Raw genomic sequence first — 15,710 nt, forward strand, 5'->3', positions numbered from 1 at the left:
CGGGCAGCCGAGCAGGCAGCCGAGCCGGGCTGTTCCGGGCCTACTCCTCCGTACGCCCGAGCATCCGCTTCAGCAGGTCCCGCAGTACGGTCCGCTCCCCGGCCGACAGCTCGCCCAGCGGCTCACGGGCGAAGTCCATCGTGGCGCGCAGCTCCCGGGAGGTCCGCCGGCCCGCCTCGGTGGCGGCGGCGAGTTTGACCCGGCGGTCGGCGGGGTCGGGGCGGCGCTCGGCGAGGCCACGGGCTTCGAGCCGGTCGACGATCCCCGTGACGTTCGACGGCTCGCACTTCAGATGCCCGGCGAGACGGCGCATGGGCATCGCCTCGATGGACAGCAGTCCCAGTACCCGCGCCTGTGCCCCGGTGAGTGAGTGCACGGCCGCTGCCTCGTCGTACTCCTGGTGGTACCGGGCGACGACGTCGCCGATCAGCTCGACGACTTCCAGGGTCAGCGGGTCTGTACGAGTGGCCATGCCAACCATCGTACCTACATGCTTGACAATCTAAAATATCCAGGAGCATGGTTGTTTCAACAGGTAGATATTTCATGTCATGAAGCTTTGCTCAGGAGGCTGTACCGATGTCCGCACTCCCCACGACCGGCCGCGAATGGCACCTCACCGCCCGTCCGAGCGGCTGGCCCACCCCGGCGGACTTCGCCCTGCGCGAGGTCCCGGTGTCCGAGCCCGCCGATGGCCGGATCCTGGTCCGCAACCTCTACTTCTCGGTCGACCCGTACATGCGCGGCCGGATGAACGACGTGAAGTCGTACACGCCGCCCTTCCAGCTCGACAAGCCGATGGAAGGCGGCGCGGTCGGAGAGGTCATCGCCTCGAACGCCGAGGGCTTCGCGGTGGGCGACCACGTCCTGCACTTCCTCGGCTGGCGTGAGTACGCGCAGGTGCCCGCCCAGCACGCCACCAAGGTGGACCCCTCGGCCGCCCCGCTCTCGGCCTACCTCGGTGTGCTCGGCATGACGGGCCTCACCGCCTACGCCGGCCTCTTCGACGTCGCCTCTTTCAAGGAGGGCGACACGGTCTTCGTCTCCGGCGCCGCGGGCGCCGTCGGCAACCAGGTCGGCCAGATGGCCAGGATCAGGGGCGCCGCACGCGTCATCGGCTCGGCGGGCTCCGACGAGAAGGTCAGGCACCTCGTCGACGACCTCGGCTTCGACGCGGCGTTCAACTACAAGAACGGCCCGGTCGCGGAGCAGCTGCGCAAGGCCGCCCCCGACGGCATCGACGTGTACTTCGACAACGTGGGCGGCGAGCACCTCGAAGCGGCCATCAGCTCGTTCAACGTGCACGGCCGCGCCACGATCTGCGGAATGATCTCGCAGTACAACAGCACCGAGGCCACCCCGGCCCCGCGCAACCTCGCGCTGGTCATCGGCAAGCGGCTGCGCCTCCAGGGCATGCTCGTCGGCGATCACTCCGCGCTCCAGCCGCAGTTCGTCAAGGACGTCGCCGGCTGGATCGCCTCGGGTGAGCTGAAGTACCAGGAAACGGTCGTCGAAGGTGTCGAGCAGGGTGTCGAGGCGTTCCTCGGTCTGCTCCGCGGTGAGAACACCGGGAAGATGATCGTCGCGGTCAACCAGTAGTCTCGACCCCAGGCCGCCGCGGTCGTGGGCGCGAGACGCGGCGTACACAACAGAAGGAACTCGCATGGCAATCCAGAAGATCGATGTCGCGTACACCGCAGTCGCCACCGCGGAGAACGGCCGTGACGGCCGGGTCTCCTCCAACGACGGCAACCTCGACGTCGTCGTCAACCCGCCGAAGGAGATGGGCGGAAGCGGCGCGGGCACCAACCCGGAGCAGCTCTTCGCCGCCGGTTACAGCGCCTGCTTCCAGGGTGCGCTCGGTGTCGTCGCCCGCCAGGAGAAGGCCGACATCTCCGGCTCGACCGTGACCGCTGCCGTCTCCATCGGCAAGACCGAGGCGGGCGGCTTCGGCCTGGAGGTCACCATCACGGCCTCCATCCCGAACGTCGACGCCGCCACCGCGCAGGCGCTGATCGAGAAGGCCCACCAGGTGTGCCCGTACTCGAACGCGACCCGCGGCAACATCAAGGTCGACCTGGCCGTCGCCTGATCATGACCCGCTGATCCCGGCTCCGGCCGGGACCAGGAAGGGCCGCACCCGCTCCGGCGGGACGCATCACCAGCGTCCCGGTCAGACGGGGGCGGCCCTTTGTTCGTGTATGGGGGTGTTACGTGGTGAATTCTCTGCCAGGTCCGCCGCCGCGGCCGCAGGTGCGGCCATTGCCCGCCGAACTGCGCTGTGCGTACCGTGTGTTCGTGATCCCGACCACCGGCCGGAGTTTCGAACACTGGAGTACCGAACAGAAGGGGTGGGTGGACCACCATGGGACGACTGGTCCCGGCGGTGACCCGGGCGCTGGACATACTTGAGCTCTTCCTCGAAGGGGACGGTTCGCTCTCCGCGCCCGATGTGACCCGCAGACTTCAGCTGCCGCGCACCACCGTGCACGAACTGCTCACCACACTCGCGGCCCGTGCCTATCTGGTGCCGGTACCCGAGCAGCCCGGCCACTACCGGCTCGGCGTACGGACGTACCAGCTCGGCAGCCGGTACGCGGAACAGCTCGACCTCGCGGCCGAGGGGCAGCGGGTCGCCCGCGAGGTCGCCGAGACCTGCGACGAGACCGTCCATGTCGCCATCCTGGAGGACACCGACGTCATTTACATCGCGAAGGTCGACTCCACCCACGCGGTCCGGATGGTCTCGGCCGCCGGGCGGCGGCTGCCCGCTCACTGCACCTCCGTCGGCAAGATGCTGCTCGCATCGCTGCCCGACGCCGAGCTCACCGCGCGGATATCCGGCCGGGAGCTCGCCGCGATGACGCCGGACAGCGTGACCGACCCTGCCGCGCTCCGGGAGGCGCTCGCCGTGGTCAGGGAGCGCGGTTTCGCGGCCGAACACCGTGAGTCCAATCCGGATGTGAGCTGTGTGGCCGCTCCGGTGCGCGACGGATCGGGGCAGGTCGTCGCCGCGCTCTCCATCTCGGTCCCGATGATCCGCTGGAGCGGGAAGCGCGAGAGCGAGCTGGCACAGCTGGCGCTGGACGGCGCGGCCGAACTCTCCACCCGGCTCGGCCACCGGGGGCGGGTATGAGCCGCCACCGGCCGCCCCGGGCGGGCGCGGGCCGTCCGGAAGTGGCGGTACGGGAGCGGGCCGCGCTCGGCGAGGGCCCGACCTGGGACGCGGCGGCCGGCCGGCTGATCTGGGTGGACATCCTCTCCGCGCGCGTCCACACCTACGACCCGGCGACCGGCCGCCGTACGGTCCTGGCCACCGAGCAGCACGTCGGCGCCGCGAAACCGCGCGCGGGCGGCGGCCTGGTGGTCAACCTCCGGGACGGCGTGGGGCTCTACGCGCCCGGCGGTGCCTTCTCCTGGCTGGTGCGCGACCCGGTGCCGGGGAGGCGGGCCAACGACGCGGCGGTCGCCCCGGACGGCGCGCTCTGGGCCGGGACCATGCCCTACGCGGACGGCGTCACCGGAGGCGGCACGCTGAGCCGGATCGCACCGGACGGCACGGTCTCCGGGACGCTGCCCGCCAGTGTCTCCAACGGCATCGGCTGGAGCCCGGACGGCACCCTCATGTACTACGTCGACACACCGACCCGGCGCATTGATGTATTCGACTTCGACGGTGAACTGCCGCACAGCCGCAGGGCGTTCGCCACCATCGAGCCGGGCGCCGGCTTCCCCGACGGGCTCACCGTCGACGCGGAGGGCTGCGTCTGGGTGGCGCTCTGGGACGGCGCGGCCGTCCGCCGGTACACCCCGGCCGGCGCCCTGGACCGTACCGTCGCACTGCCCGTACAGCGCCCCACCGCCTGTGCGTTCGGCGGCCGGGAGCTGCACGACCTCTACATCAGCACGGCCCGCGGCGGGCTCACCGCCCCGCACCCGCTCTCCGGCTCCCTGCTGGTCGTACCCGGCGCGGGGCAGGGACTGCCGCAGCCGCCCTTCGCGGGCTGAGCGACTGCGTGGCCGGCTCCGGTGCGAAGCGGCCGGGTCACGAACCGATACGGCGCTTGTTGTAGACGTCGAAGCCGACCGCGGCCAGCAGCACCAGGCCCTTGATCACCTGCTGGTAGTCGCTGCCGATGCCCACCAGGGACATGCCGTTGTTGAGCACGCCGAGCACCAGACCGCCGATGACCGCGCCGAGAACCGTGCCGACACCGCCGCTCATCGAGGCACCACCGATGAACGACGCGGCGATGGCCTCCAGTTCGAAGTTGACGCCGGCGTTGGGGGTGCCCGCGTTGAGACGGGCCGCGAAGACGATGCCCGCCAGTGCCGCCAGCAGGCCCATGTTCACGAAGACCAGGAAGGTCACCCGCTTGTCCTTGACGCCGGACAGCTTGGCCGCGGACCGGTTGCCGCCGAGTGCGTACACATGGCGCCCGATGACCGCGTTGCGCATCACGAAGCCGAGGCCGATGAGCAGGGCGGCCAGCACCAGCAGCACCACCGGCACACCGCGGTAGCTCGCCAGCGTCATGGTGAAGGCCACCACGGCGGCGACCATCGCCACGCACTTGGTGAGGAAGAGACCGCGCGGGAGGACGTCGAGTTCGTACTCCTTCTCGCGGCGCCGCGAGCGCAGCTCCTGCACCAGCACGACCGCTGTCAGCACGAGCCCCAGCAGGAGCGTGAGGTTGTGGTAGTTCGTGTCCGGGCCCACCGCGGGCAGATAGCCGGTGGCGATCTTCTGGAACCCCTCGGGGAACGGGCTGAGCGACTGCGAGCCGAGCAGGATCTGCGTCGCGCCCCGGAAGATCAGCATCCCGGCGAGCGTGACGATGAAGGACGGTATCCCCACATAGGCGATCCAGAAGCCCTGCCAGGCCCCCGCGACCACCCCGATGAGGAGTGCGACGACCAGCGCGAGCACCCAGGGGACCTTGTGCTGGACCATCATCACGGCGCAGGCCGCGGAGACGAACGCCGCGAGGGAGCCGACGGACAGGTCGATATGGCCCGCGATGATGACGATCATCATGCCGATGGCCAGCACCAGGATGTAGCTGTTCTGGAGGACGAGGTTGGTGACGTTGTTCGGCTTGAGCAGTACGCCGCCGGTCCAGATCTGGAACAGGACGACGATCAGGCCGAGCGCGATCAGCATCCCGTACTGGCGCATGTTGCGGCGCACGGCGTCCATCAGGAGGGCTCCGGTGGCGGAGCGCGGCGGGTTCGGCGCCGGTGGGGCGCCCTTCGGGGTGTCGGTGGTGACCGGGCCCATGGCGACTACCTCTTGTTCATGGTCATGTGGCGCATCAGCACTTCCTGGTCCGCTTCCGCCCGCGCGACCTCGCCGGTGAGCCGGCCGGCCGCCATCGTGTAGATGCGGTCGCACATGCCGAGCAGTTCGGGGAGTTCGGACGAGATGAAGACGACGGCTCTGCCCTCGGCGGCCAGCTGGTCGATCACGGTGTAGATCTCGTACTTGGCGCCGACGTCGATACCGCGCGTCGGCTCGTCGAGGATCAGCACGTCGGGCCCCGCGAAGATCCACTTGCTCAGGACGACCTTCTGCTGGTTCCCGCCGGACAGCCGGCCGACCTGCTCGAAGACCGTCGGGGCCTTGATGTTCATGGATCTGCGGTACGACTCGGCGACCCGGGTCTCCTCGTGCTCGTCGACCACACCGCGCCGGGAGACCTTCGGCAGCGCGCTCAGGGTGATGTTGCGGCTGATGGTGTCGATGAGGTTGAGGCCGTACTGCTTGCGGTCCTCGGTGACATAGGCGATGCCGTGCCGGACCGCATCGGGCACGGTCCTGGTACTGATCTCCTTGCCGTCCTTCAGCACGGTCCCGCTGATGCTGCGCCCGTACGAACGCCCGAAGAGGCTCATCGCCAGCTCGGTGCGGCCCGCGCCCATCAGCCCGGCGATGCCGACGATCTCGCCCCTGCGCACCTGCAGCGACACGTCGTCGACCACCTTGCGCTGCTGGTCGATGGGGTGGTGCGCGGTCCACCCCCGTACTTCGAGCGCGGGGTGCGCGCCCGGGTCGCCCGCGTAGCGGGTGCGCTCGGGGAAGCGGTGGTCGAGGTCGCGGCCGACCATGCCCCGGATGATCCGGTCCTCGGTCATCTCGGGGGCCTTCACATCGAGGGTCTCGATGGTGCGGCCGTCCCGGATGATGGTGACGGAGTCGGCGACCGCTGAGATCTCGTTGAGTTTGTGCGAGATGATGATCGAGGTGATGCCCTGTTCCTTCAACTCCAGTATGAGCTGGAGCAGTTGCGCCGAGTCCTCGTCGTTCAGGGCGGCGGTCGGCTCGTCCAGGATGAGGAGTTCCACCTCCTTGGAGAGTGCCTTGGCTATCTCCACGAGCTGCTGCTTGCCGACCCCTATGTCCGCGACCCGGGTCTGCGGATGCTCATGGAGCCCGACCCGCTTCAGCAGCTCCGCCGCGTGCTTCAGCGTCTCGTTCCAGCTGATGACACCGCGGGTGGCGTGCTCGTTGCCCAGGAAGATGTTCTCGGCTATCGAGAGATACGGGATGAGCGCCAGCTCCTGGTGGATGATGACGATTCCGCGCGCCTCGCTGGCCCGGATGTCCTTGAAGGCGCAGTCCTCGCCGCGGAAGAGGATGTCCCCCTCGTAACTCCCGTGCGGATGGACCCCGCTGAGGATCTTCATCAGGGTCGACTTGCCCGCGCCGTTCTCCCCGCAGATGGCGTGCACCTCGCCATCGGCGACGGTCAGTGAGACGTCGGAGAGGGCCCGGACGCCGGGGAACGTCTTGACGATCGAGCGCATCTCCAGCACGGGGGCGCGTTTCCCGGCCTCCGCTGTGCCGTTCCCCGGCACCGCTGTGCCGTTGTTCCCGGGCGCCTGCCTGTCGCCGGTCACTTCAGATCACTCGCCTTGATGTACCCCGAATCCACCAGCTCGGCCCGGTAGTTGGACTTGTCGACGCTGACCGGCTTGAGGAGATAGGCGGGCACGACCTTCTTCCCGTTGTTGTAGGTGGTGACGTCGTTCACCTGCGGCTTCTTCTTGTTGAGCATGGCGTCGGCCATCTGCACGGCCTGCTTGGCGAGCGCCCTGGTGTCCTTGTAGACGGTCTGGGTCTGCTGGCCCGCGATGATCGACTTCACCGATGCCACCTCGGCGTCCGAACCGGTGACCACCGGGTACGGCTTGGCGGGCGTTCCGTATCCGTCCGACTTCAGCGAGGACAGGATGCCGATGGATATCCCGTCGTACGGCGAGAGGATCGCGTCGACCCGGGCGGACGAGTACGACTTGGTGAGCAGGTCGTCCATCCGCTTCTGGGCGGTGGCACCGTCCCAGCGCAGGGTGGTCAGCTGGTCGAGCCTGGTCTGCCCGCTCCGCACGACGAGCTGCTTCTTGTCGATGTACGGCTTGAGGGTCTTCATCGCGCCGTCGAAGAAGTAGCGGGTGTTGTTGTCGTCGGGCGAGCCGGCGAACAGCTCGATGTTGAACGGGCCCTTCTTGCCGCTCTTCAGGCCCAGTTTGCCGATGAGGTAGTTCGCCTGGAGCACGCCCACCTTCTCGTTGTCGAAGGAGGCGTAGTAGTCGACGTCAGGGGTGCCGAGGATCAGCCGGTCGTAGGCGATCACCCTGATGTGCTGGTCGGCGGCCTGCTTGAGGACGTCGGTGAGCGCGTTGCCGTCGATGGCCGCGATCACCAGCACGTCCGCGCCCTTGGTGATCATGTTCTCGATCTGCGACACCTGGTGGTCGACGTCGTCCTCGCCGTACTGGAGATCCGTCTTGTAGCCCAGGGCCTTGAACTGCTTGACCATGTTGCTGCCGTCGGCGATCCAGCGCTCGGACGACTTGGTGGGCATGGCGATCCCGATGGTGGAGCCCTTGCCGCCGCTCTTGGTCTCCTTGCTGCCGCCGTCGCTGCTCTGCCCGCAGGCGGTGAGGGCGAGGGCCAGTGATCCGGCGACGAGGGTGAACGCGGCTCGGCGGGTGTGGCGCATGGCGGTCATCAGTCCTTCTCGGGGGAGGGATTCACGGGGGAGGGAACCTTGGCGTTCTCGGGGGTGGGGGCGGCCGTCGGTGACGACGGGACGGCGAACCGGCTGAGGGGCCCCGGCAGCCGCGAGCCGAGCGGCGACATACCGCCGTCGGCGCCGTGCCTGGCGAGCAGGTCGAGGGCGAGCCTGCCGCGCCTGACCCGCTCACGGGCGGTGTTGAGGGTGTGGTCGCGCAGCTGGGCGCCGTACGGGTAGATGCCAGGTGACTTCGACAGGCCGAACTTCAGATAGATCGGGGCGCCGCGCCGGATCAGCTCGGCGGTCTCGTACATCCGGACGTAGCCGCCCAGGTCGTCGGGTGCCTCGATGTAGAGGTCCATCGGGGCGGCGCAGACCCGCCGGATCTCGGTGAAGTGGGCCAGGGTGAGGTCGGATGGGATGTTGACGGAGTCGGCGCCCAGCTGCTCGAACACGGCGTACGAAGCGGGGTTCACCGGGCCGATCAGCGCCGAGACCTTGAAGGTGGTGTCGGCGGGGAGCACACCCGCCGTGCGGAGCCTGTGCAGCGACCAGAGCACCCCCTCGTCCGCGACGAGCAGGCACTTCACGCCCAGTTCGGTGGCGCGCACGGCGTCTTCGAGCGACCCGGCGACGGCGTCGTGGCCCCGGGCGCGGAGCCCCGCGCCGCCCGAATCCGTCCGGGTGGACGCGCCGATGTCCCAGGTGCCGCGCGGCCCGGTGAACAGGCACAGCTCGACGGAGCGCTCCGCGCAGGCGGCCACCATCTCGCGGATCTCGGCGTCCGTGAGCATCCACACACCGCTGCCCTGGCTGATGCGGTGGACCGGCACCTCCAGCCTGGCGGACTCGTCGAGTACGACACCGAGCGCCTCCGGGCCCTCGACGGACGGGACTTCGGTACGCCAGGAGCCACCGTCGGGGAAGCGGCGCGGTGAGGCGTCGGCGGGGTCGGCCGCGGGTGCGGCGAGGCCGAGCGCGGCGAGCGCCCGTTCGCCGGGGCGGCGGGGGACAGGGGCTGATACGTCGGTCACAGGCGGGTTCCTCGCAGCTGGGGGCCGGGTCCGGTGGGAACGCACACCGGCCGCGTCCGTTCGGTATACCGAACGTCGTTCGGATTGCTGGGCATGGAATGACCGGGCATGGTCCGCTGCCGCGGACCGGTGCGGCTCATGGGCGCAGCAGCACCTTCCCGGTCTCCGGGCCGCCGCCTCCGACGAGTGCGACGGCGTCGGCGTACCGTTCCAGCGGGAATTCATGGGTGATCAGCGGCCCCGGATCGAGGATGCCCGCGGTGAACGCCCGTACGGCGAAGGACCAGGCGGCGGAAGGCGCGCCGAAGACGCTCCGTACGGTGAGCTGGCTCAGCGCCAGATGCACCGGGTCGATTCCGGTGGCGCCCGGGGTGAACATCCCGGTGAGCACGACCCGGCCGCCGCGCCGTGCGAGGAGGCAGGAGTCGGCGGCGGTGGTGGGCGCCCCGGCCGTCTCGACCACCAGGTCGTAACTGCCGCGCCCGGACACCGATTCGGCCGGAGTGCACGCCTCGCTCGCTCCGAGATCCGTCGCCAGGCGGGCCCGTCCGGTGCGCGGGTCGATGACGGTGAGTACGGCGGGGGCGGCCGCGGCGATGAGCTGTACGGCGAGCAGCCCGAGGGTGCCGGCGCCGACCACGGCGATCCGCTCGCCGGGCTCGGGCCGCCCGGCCCGCACCGCCGCGGCCACCACGGCAGCCGGCTCAAGGAGCGCGGCGGCGCGCAGATCCGCCCCGTCCGCGAGCGGGTGCAACAGCCGGGCGGGGACGATGAGATGGTCGGCGAACGCCCCGGGGCAGGTGAATCCGGTCTCCTCGTACCCGCCTTCGCAGAGGGAGGTCTCGCCCGCCCGGCAGCGTTCGCAGGTCCCGCACGCGCGGAAGCCCTCGGCCACCGCCGGGCGCCCGGTGAGGGCGGGGTCCACCCCTTCGCCCACCGCGTCGACGGTCCCCGACCACTCATGGCCGGGCGTGACCGGGTAGCGGACATAGGCCGGGTCGCGCCGGCCGTCGTACACCTCGCGGTCGCTCATGCAGATCCCGGCGGCCGCCACCCGGATCCGGACCTCAGCGGGACCGGGTTCAGGCCGGTCACCGCTCACCAGCCGGACGGCACCCGGGGCGTCGACCACGACGGCACGGCTGCCGCCGCTCATCCGGCGGTCCCGGGTGAGCGCTTCTCCCAGCCGTCCGCCCACAGGTCGAACCTGGCCTGCTGCTGCGGGAATTCGGCGGCCGCGTCCACATCCAGCTCGACACCGAGGCCGGGCGCGTCCGGCAGTTCGAAGTAGCCGTCCACGACCTGCGGCGCTCCCTTCACCACCGCCTTGATACCGGCGTCCGCGAAGTCGTTGAAGTGTTCGAGGATCTTGAAGTTCGGTGTGCAACCGGCCACTTGGAGCGTCGCCGCGGTCAGTACCGAGCCGCCCACGTTGTGCGGGGCGACCAGCACGTAGTGCGTCTCGGCCGTCGCGGCGAGCTTGCGGGTCTCCAGGATGCCGCCGATGTGGCCGACGTCCGGCTGGATGATGTCGGCCGCCTGTGAGGCGAAGAGTTCCCTGAACTCGGTCCGGTCGTGGATGCGTTCACCGGTCGCGACGGGGATGTCCACCTTCGCCGCGACCTTCTCCAGCGCCCTGAGGTTCTCCGGCGGGACCGGTTCCTCCAGCCACGCGGGCCTGAACGGCGCGAGATCGCGGGCGAGACGGACGGCGGTGGACGGCGAGAACCGCCCGTGCATCTCCAGCATCAGCTCCGTCTCCGGACCGATCGCGTCCCGCACCGCCTCGATCAGCGAGACCGAGTAGTTCGTCTGTGCCTGGTCCAGCTCGTAGTGCCCGGTGCCGAACGGGTCGATCTTCAGCGCGCGGTAGCCCCGCTCCACCACCCCGAGGGCGGCCCGGTGGTAGGCCTCGGGCGTGCGCTCGGTGGTGTACCAGCCGTTCGCGTACGCCTTCACCCGGTCGGTGACCCGGCCGCCGAGCAGCTGCCAGACGGGGACGCCGAGCGCCTTGCCCTTGATGTCCCAGCAGGCCATCTCGACGACGGCGATACCGGACATGACGATCTCGCCCGCCCGCCCGTAGTCGCCGTACTTCATGCGCCGGACCAGGTCCTCGACCGCGAACGGGTCCGAGCCCTCGATGTGGTTGGCCGCCGCCTCCCGCAGATAGCCGACGAGCGCGTCGGTCCGCCCGAGCATCCGGGTCTCGCCGACGCCGGTGAGGCCCTCGTCGGTGTGGACCCGCACATAGGTGAGGTTGCGCCAGGGAGTCCCGACGACATGGGTGCTGATTCCGGTGATGCGCACGGCAGTTGCCCCCGACGTGTTCGATATTTCGGCACTCGTTCGAAATCCTGGCGTGACCGTAATGGGGCGACGCGCGCAACGTCAATGGGCCTGCGCCAACAGCTCTGTTCCCGCCGCCCTGAGCGGGGGCGGGCCGGTGCGGGGCCCGGCTGCGCCGGCCCCCGATAGGCTGCGCGCATGGGTGATCTCGGGGCGGGTTTCGGTTATCTGGTGAAGGGCCAGCGCTGGGTCGGCGGGCGCGGCAGGCAGTACGGATTCGGGCTGCTGCCGGGGCTGATCACGCTCGTCCTGTACGTGGCGGCGCTGGTCGCGCTCGCGTTCTGGGCGGATGACGCCGTCGCCTGGGCGACACCGTTCGCCGACACCTGGAGCACGCCCTGGCCGGGACTCCTCCGGGGCTTTCTGACCGTACTGCTCTGGGCGCTGGCCCTGCTGCTCGCCGTCGTCTCGTTCACCGCCATGACCCTGCTGGTCGGCCAGCCCTTCTACGAGGCGCTCTCGGAGCGGGTCGACGCGTCGGAGGGCGCGGATGTCCCCGGATCCGGCCTCCCGCTCTGGCGCGAACTGTGGATCTCCGCGCGCGACAGCCTCCGCGTCCTGGTGCGGGTGGCGTTCTACGGCCTGCTGCTCTTCGCCGCCGGTTTCCTCCCGGCCGTCGGCCAGACCGTCGTCCCGGCGATCGGCTTCTGCGTCTCCGGCTTCTTCCTGGCCGAGGAGCTGACGGCGGTGGCGCTGCAGCGCCGCGGTATGGAGTTCCGGGAGCGGCTGGCCCTGCTGAAGAGCCGCCGCCTGCTCGCCCTCGGCTTCGGGGTCCCGCTGACGCTCTGCTTCCTGGTGCCGCTGGTCGCGGTCTTCCTCATGCCGGGCGCGGTGGCGGGGGCGACGCTGATGGCGCGCGACCTGACGGGGGAGACGGCGCCGGATCCGGACGCAGCCGCGGAGCCGGACGCCGGGGGTGCGGTCGGGCCGGGGGGTGCCCCCGGCAGTGCGGTCGGGTCAGGGGCAGGCGCGCCCGGTGGTGCGCCCGCGCCCGCCACGCCTCCGCCCGCTCCCTCCCGTACCTGGTAGTACCGGGCGGCCGCCCGCGCGTCAGTGCGCCGCACCACCGCCGAGCAGCGTCGTGAAGGCCCGGAAGGCGGTGGGCATGTCCACCGATTCCGGGTCGAGCAGCCACTGGTACTGCAGGCCGTCCATCACCGCCACCAGCAGCGGTGCCACTTCCTCCGGCGTCAGCCCGCCCGGCAGCCGGTCCCCGAACTCGCCGCGCAGGGTGGCCGCCATCGACCCCCGCACCTGCACATAGCGCCGGGTGAAGAACTCCCGCGCCGGATGCCCGTCCGTGACGCTCTCGCCGAGCAGCGCGGCGAAGGTCTGGACGATCCCCGGGCGCATCGCGTTGTACTCCACCAGCGAGCCGAGCAGTTCGAGCGGCCAGGCCTCGCCGGAGCGTGCCGACGCGCCCGGGTCCCAGCGGTCGCGCGCTTCCAGTACGGCGACGAGCAGCGCGTCCTTGCTCGGGAAGTAGTGCAGCAGCCCCTGCTGGGTGAGGCCCACGCGCTCGGCGACCGCGCCGAGGGTCGTGCCCCGGTAGCCGCGCTCCGCGATGACCTCAAGGGCCGCGCGGAGGATCTCCGCCCGGCGTCCCTCGCCTCTGGCGCTCCCCATCACCGGCTCCTCTCCCCGTACGGGCTCCCCGTGCGTGCTCTCCGAGGACCGTACGACATCGATCATCACGAAGAGATAACGAAACCTACCGATCTACCGGTACGAGCGCCAGGATGGATACCTCGCGCGCCGGACGGCGGTACGCCAGAACTTCAGGAATCAGCGCTTCAGGGCTTCAGGGCTTCAGCCCTTCACCACTCAACGAGGAGGTACGACGGTGGCAGCCACCCCCATCAACGACGCGGACCCGGTCCGCGAGGCCGCGGTCGAGGCCGCGCTCGGCGCTCTCGACCTCGACACCAAGGCCCGGCTGCTCTCCGGGCAGGACTTCTGGAGCCTCCCGGCGGTCCCGGAGATCGGGCTGCGGTCCCTCGTCATGTCGGACGGCCCGATCGGGGTCCGCGGGGTGCGCTGGACCGCCGACGACCCGTCCATCGCCCTGCCGTCACCGACCGCCCTCGCCGCCACCTGGGACCCGGAACTCGCCCGCAGGGCCGGGGTGCTCCTCGCCCAGGAGGCGCGGCGCAAGGGGGTGCACGTCCTGCTCGCACCCACCGTCAACCTGCACCGTTCGCCGCTCGGCGGGCGGCACTTCGAGTGCTACTCCGAGGACCCGTACCTCACCGGCGAGATCGGCACCGGCTACGTCCGGGGCGTGCAGAGCGGCGGCGTCGGCACCACCGTCAAGCACTTCGTCGGCAACGACGCGGAGACCGACCGCTTCACCGTCGACAACCTCATCGCCCCGCGCCCGCTGCGCGAGCTGTACCTGGCGCCGTTCGAGGCCATCGTCAGGAACGCCCACCCCTGGGGCATCATGACCGCGTACAACACGGTCAACGGCACGACGATGACCGAGCACCGCTACCTCGTCAACGAAGTCCTGCGCGGTGAGTGGCACTTCGACGGGTTCAACGTCTCGGACTGGACGGCCGCGCGCTCCACCTCCGGCGCCGTCCTCGGCGGCCTCGACGTCGCGATGCCGGGCCCCGTCACCCCGTACGGCGAGCCGCTGGCCGCCGCCGTCAGAGCGGGCGAGGTCCCCGCGAGCGCGGTCGACGGCGCGGTACGGAACGTCCTGCGGCTCGCCGCCCGGGTCGGCATCCTCGACGGCGCGCCGCCGGTCGTCACCGAGCTGCCGCCGGAGACCGACGGGCGTGAGCTGGCCCGCGAGATCGCCCGCCGCGCCTTCGTCCTCGTACGGAACGAGGGCGGCGCGCTCCCGGTCGACCCGGCGAAGACCCGCAAGGTCGCGCTCATCGGCGCCGCCGCCCGCGACGCCCGCATCCTCGGCGGCGGCTCGGCCACCGTCTTCCCGACCCAGGTGGTCTCCCCGCTCGACGGGCTGGCGGCAGCGCTCCCCGACGGCGCTGTCAGCTACGCCCTGGGCGCCGATCCGAGCGGTCGACTGGCCACCGCAGGGCCGGGGTTCGAGCTGCGCGCGGTCTGCCGCGACAAGGCGGGCCGGACCATCGGTACCGCGTCGGTGCCCGGCGGACGTATCCAGTGGGTCGGGAGCGACCTGCCCGACGGAGTGACCCACGAGACGCTGCACACCATCGAGGTCACGGGCACGTTCACGCCCAGGGAGAGCGGCGAGCACACCTTCGGCACCCGGGGGCTCGGCGGCTTCCGGCTCACCGTGGGCGAGCAGGTGCTCTTCGACGGGGACGAGCTGCCGGGCGACGAGGCCGATCCGTTCGCCGCGGTCTTCGGCGCCCCCGTCGAGCGCGGCACCGCCACCCTCACCGCCGGTGAGCCGGTCGCGATCAGCTTCGAGTACACCGTGTTCAAGAGCCCCGGCGCCCGGCTCCAGGCCATCGGCTTCTCCCTCATGCACCGCGACCCGCAGCGCGACCCCGACGAGCTGATCGCCGAGGCCGTGGCCGCCGCACGCGAGGCGGACACCGCCGTCGTGGTCGTCGCCACCACCGAAGAGGTCGAGTCCGAGGGCTTCGACCGCAAGGACCTCAGGCTCCCCGGCCGCCAGGACGACCTGGTGCACGCCGTGGCCGCCGCCAACCCGAACACGGTCGTGGTCGTCAACGCGGGCTCCCCGGTGGAACTGCCCTGGCGCGAGGACGTGGCGGCGGTGCTGCTCAGCTGGTTCCCGGGCCAGGAGGGCGGCGCGGCGCTCGCCGACGTACTCCTCGGCGCGGCGGAGCCCGGCGGGCGCCTGCCCACCACCTGGCCGGCGGCCCTGGAGGATGCCCCGGTCCGCAGGGTCGAGCCGGACGGCGGTGAACTCCCGTACGAGGAAGGCGTGTTCATCGGCTACCGGGCCTGGGACCGGGCCGGTACGACACCTGCCTACCCCTTCGGCCACGGCCTGGGCTACACGGAGTGGAGCTACGAGTCCCTGCAGGCGACCGCCGCGGCCGCCACCGTCCGTATCCGCAACACCGGCAGCCGCACCGGGCGCGAAACGGTCCAGGTCTACGTCGCCCCGTCCGACCCCGGAACGGACCGGGCCGCCCGGCAGCTGGCCGGTTTCGCCACCGCGGAAGCGGCGCCGGGGGAGGCCGTGGAGGTGGCCGTCGCGCTCTCCTCCCGGGCCTTCGAGACCTGGGACGAGACGGCCGACACCTGGGCGCGGCGCCCCGGAACGTACGAGATCCGGACCGGCCGCTCCCTCACGGACACCAGACTGACCGCCACGGTCGACGCCGCACACTGACGGACC

At 70.8% G+C, this 15,710-nt stretch carries 14 protein-coding genes; 6 read left to right on the forward strand and 8 right to left on the reverse strand.

The annotated features are described in order from the left end of the window. Positions 1 to 40 precede the first annotated feature (40 nt). Positions 41 to 472 carry a MarR family transcriptional regulator gene (locus tag OG210_RS22840; protein ID WP_328326198.1) on the reverse strand — a complete coding sequence of 144 codons (432 nt, stop codon included), beginning with the start codon at positions 470 to 472 and terminating at the stop codon, positions 41 to 43. A gap of 107 nt (positions 473 to 579) precedes the next feature. Between OG210_RS22840 and OG210_RS22845 the strand changes: the two genes are divergently transcribed. The 4 genes from OG210_RS22845 (at position 580) to OG210_RS22860 (ending at position 4,008) form a co-directional block, all read left to right on the forward strand. Then, positions 580 to 1,599, forward strand: a complete 1,020-nt coding sequence (locus OG210_RS22845; RefSeq protein WP_371538502.1) for an NADP-dependent oxidoreductase — start codon at positions 580 to 582, stop codon at positions 1,597 to 1,599. A gap of 64 nt (positions 1,600 to 1,663) precedes the next feature. Continuing rightward, entirely contained in the window at positions 1,664 to 2,092 is a 429-nt protein-coding gene (locus OG210_RS22850; RefSeq protein WP_328326193.1) for an organic hydroperoxide resistance protein, read from the forward strand. 273 nt (positions 2,093 to 2,365) lie between these two features. Further along, complete coding sequence (locus OG210_RS22855) at positions 2,366 to 3,136, forward strand: IclR family transcriptional regulator (RefSeq protein ID WP_328326191.1); 771 nt, start codon at positions 2,366 to 2,368, stop codon at positions 3,134 to 3,136. Further along, positions 3,133 to 4,008: an SMP-30/gluconolactonase/LRE family protein gene (locus OG210_RS22860; protein WP_328326189.1), complete on the forward strand. Its 876-nt coding sequence runs from the start codon at positions 3,133 to 3,135 to the stop codon at positions 4,006 to 4,008. Before OG210_RS22855 ends, OG210_RS22860 begins: the two co-directional genes overlap by 4 nt. Before the next feature lie 37 nt (positions 4,009 to 4,045). Here OG210_RS22860 and mmsB read toward each other — a convergent pair whose 3' ends face one another. The 6 genes from mmsB to OG210_RS22890 form a co-directional block, all read right to left on the reverse strand. Then, the gene (mmsB, locus tag OG210_RS22865; protein WP_371538505.1) at positions 4,046 to 5,281 is read right to left on the reverse strand and encodes a multiple monosaccharide ABC transporter permease; all 1,236 of its coding nucleotides are present in this window, start codon (positions 5,279 to 5,281) and stop codon (positions 4,046 to 4,048) included. A 5-nt stretch (positions 5,282 to 5,286) separates the two neighbouring features. Next, a complete protein-coding gene (mmsA, locus tag OG210_RS22870) occupies positions 5,287 to 6,807 on the reverse strand; it encodes a multiple monosaccharide ABC transporter ATP-binding protein (RefSeq protein WP_328335407.1) in 1,521 nt (506 codons plus the stop codon). A gap of 89 nt (positions 6,808 to 6,896) precedes the next feature. Further along, a complete protein-coding gene (gene chvE, locus OG210_RS22875; protein WP_328335406.1) occupies positions 6,897 to 8,003 on the reverse strand; it encodes a multiple monosaccharide ABC transporter substrate-binding protein in 1,107 nt (368 codons plus the stop codon). A gap of 8 nt (positions 8,004 to 8,011) precedes the next feature. Continuing rightward, positions 8,012 to 9,052 (reverse strand): hypothetical protein, encoded by a 1,041-nt coding sequence (locus OG210_RS22880; protein WP_328326185.1) that lies wholly within the window; start codon positions 9,050 to 9,052, stop codon positions 8,012 to 8,014. 136 nt (positions 9,053 to 9,188) lie between these two features. After that, positions 9,189 to 10,208: a zinc-binding dehydrogenase gene (locus OG210_RS22885; RefSeq protein WP_371538508.1), complete on the reverse strand. Its 1,020-nt coding sequence runs from the start codon at positions 10,206 to 10,208 to the stop codon at positions 9,189 to 9,191. After that, positions 10,205 to 11,362, reverse strand: a complete 1,158-nt coding sequence (locus OG210_RS22890) for a mandelate racemase/muconate lactonizing enzyme family protein (protein WP_328335405.1) — start codon at positions 11,360 to 11,362, stop codon at positions 10,205 to 10,207. The genes OG210_RS22885 and OG210_RS22890 overlap by 4 nt, the downstream gene beginning before the upstream one ends. Before the next feature lie 177 nt (positions 11,363 to 11,539). Between OG210_RS22890 and OG210_RS22895 the strand changes: the two genes are divergently transcribed. Beyond that, the gene (locus OG210_RS22895) at positions 11,540 to 12,430 is read left to right on the forward strand and encodes an EI24 domain-containing protein (protein WP_328326181.1); all 891 of its coding nucleotides are present in this window, start codon (positions 11,540 to 11,542) and stop codon (positions 12,428 to 12,430) included. A gap of 21 nt (positions 12,431 to 12,451) precedes the next feature. Here OG210_RS22895 and OG210_RS22900 read toward each other — a convergent pair whose 3' ends face one another. Beyond that, complete coding sequence (locus OG210_RS22900) at positions 12,452 to 13,027, reverse strand: TetR/AcrR family transcriptional regulator (RefSeq protein ID WP_328326179.1); 576 nt, start codon at positions 13,025 to 13,027, stop codon at positions 12,452 to 12,454. A 217-nt stretch (positions 13,028 to 13,244) separates the two neighbouring features. Here OG210_RS22900 and OG210_RS22905 point away from each other — a divergent pair, with 217 nt between their 5' ends. Next, complete coding sequence (locus OG210_RS22905) at positions 13,245 to 15,704, forward strand: glycoside hydrolase family 3 C-terminal domain-containing protein (protein ID WP_328326177.1); 2,460 nt, start codon at positions 13,245 to 13,247, stop codon at positions 15,702 to 15,704. Positions 15,705 to 15,710: the final 6 nt, after the last annotated feature.

This window comes from Streptomyces sp. NBC_00466 (assembly GCF_041433995.1).
Taxonomy (GTDB): Bacteria; Actinomycetota; Actinomycetes; order Streptomycetales; family Streptomycetaceae; genus Streptomyces.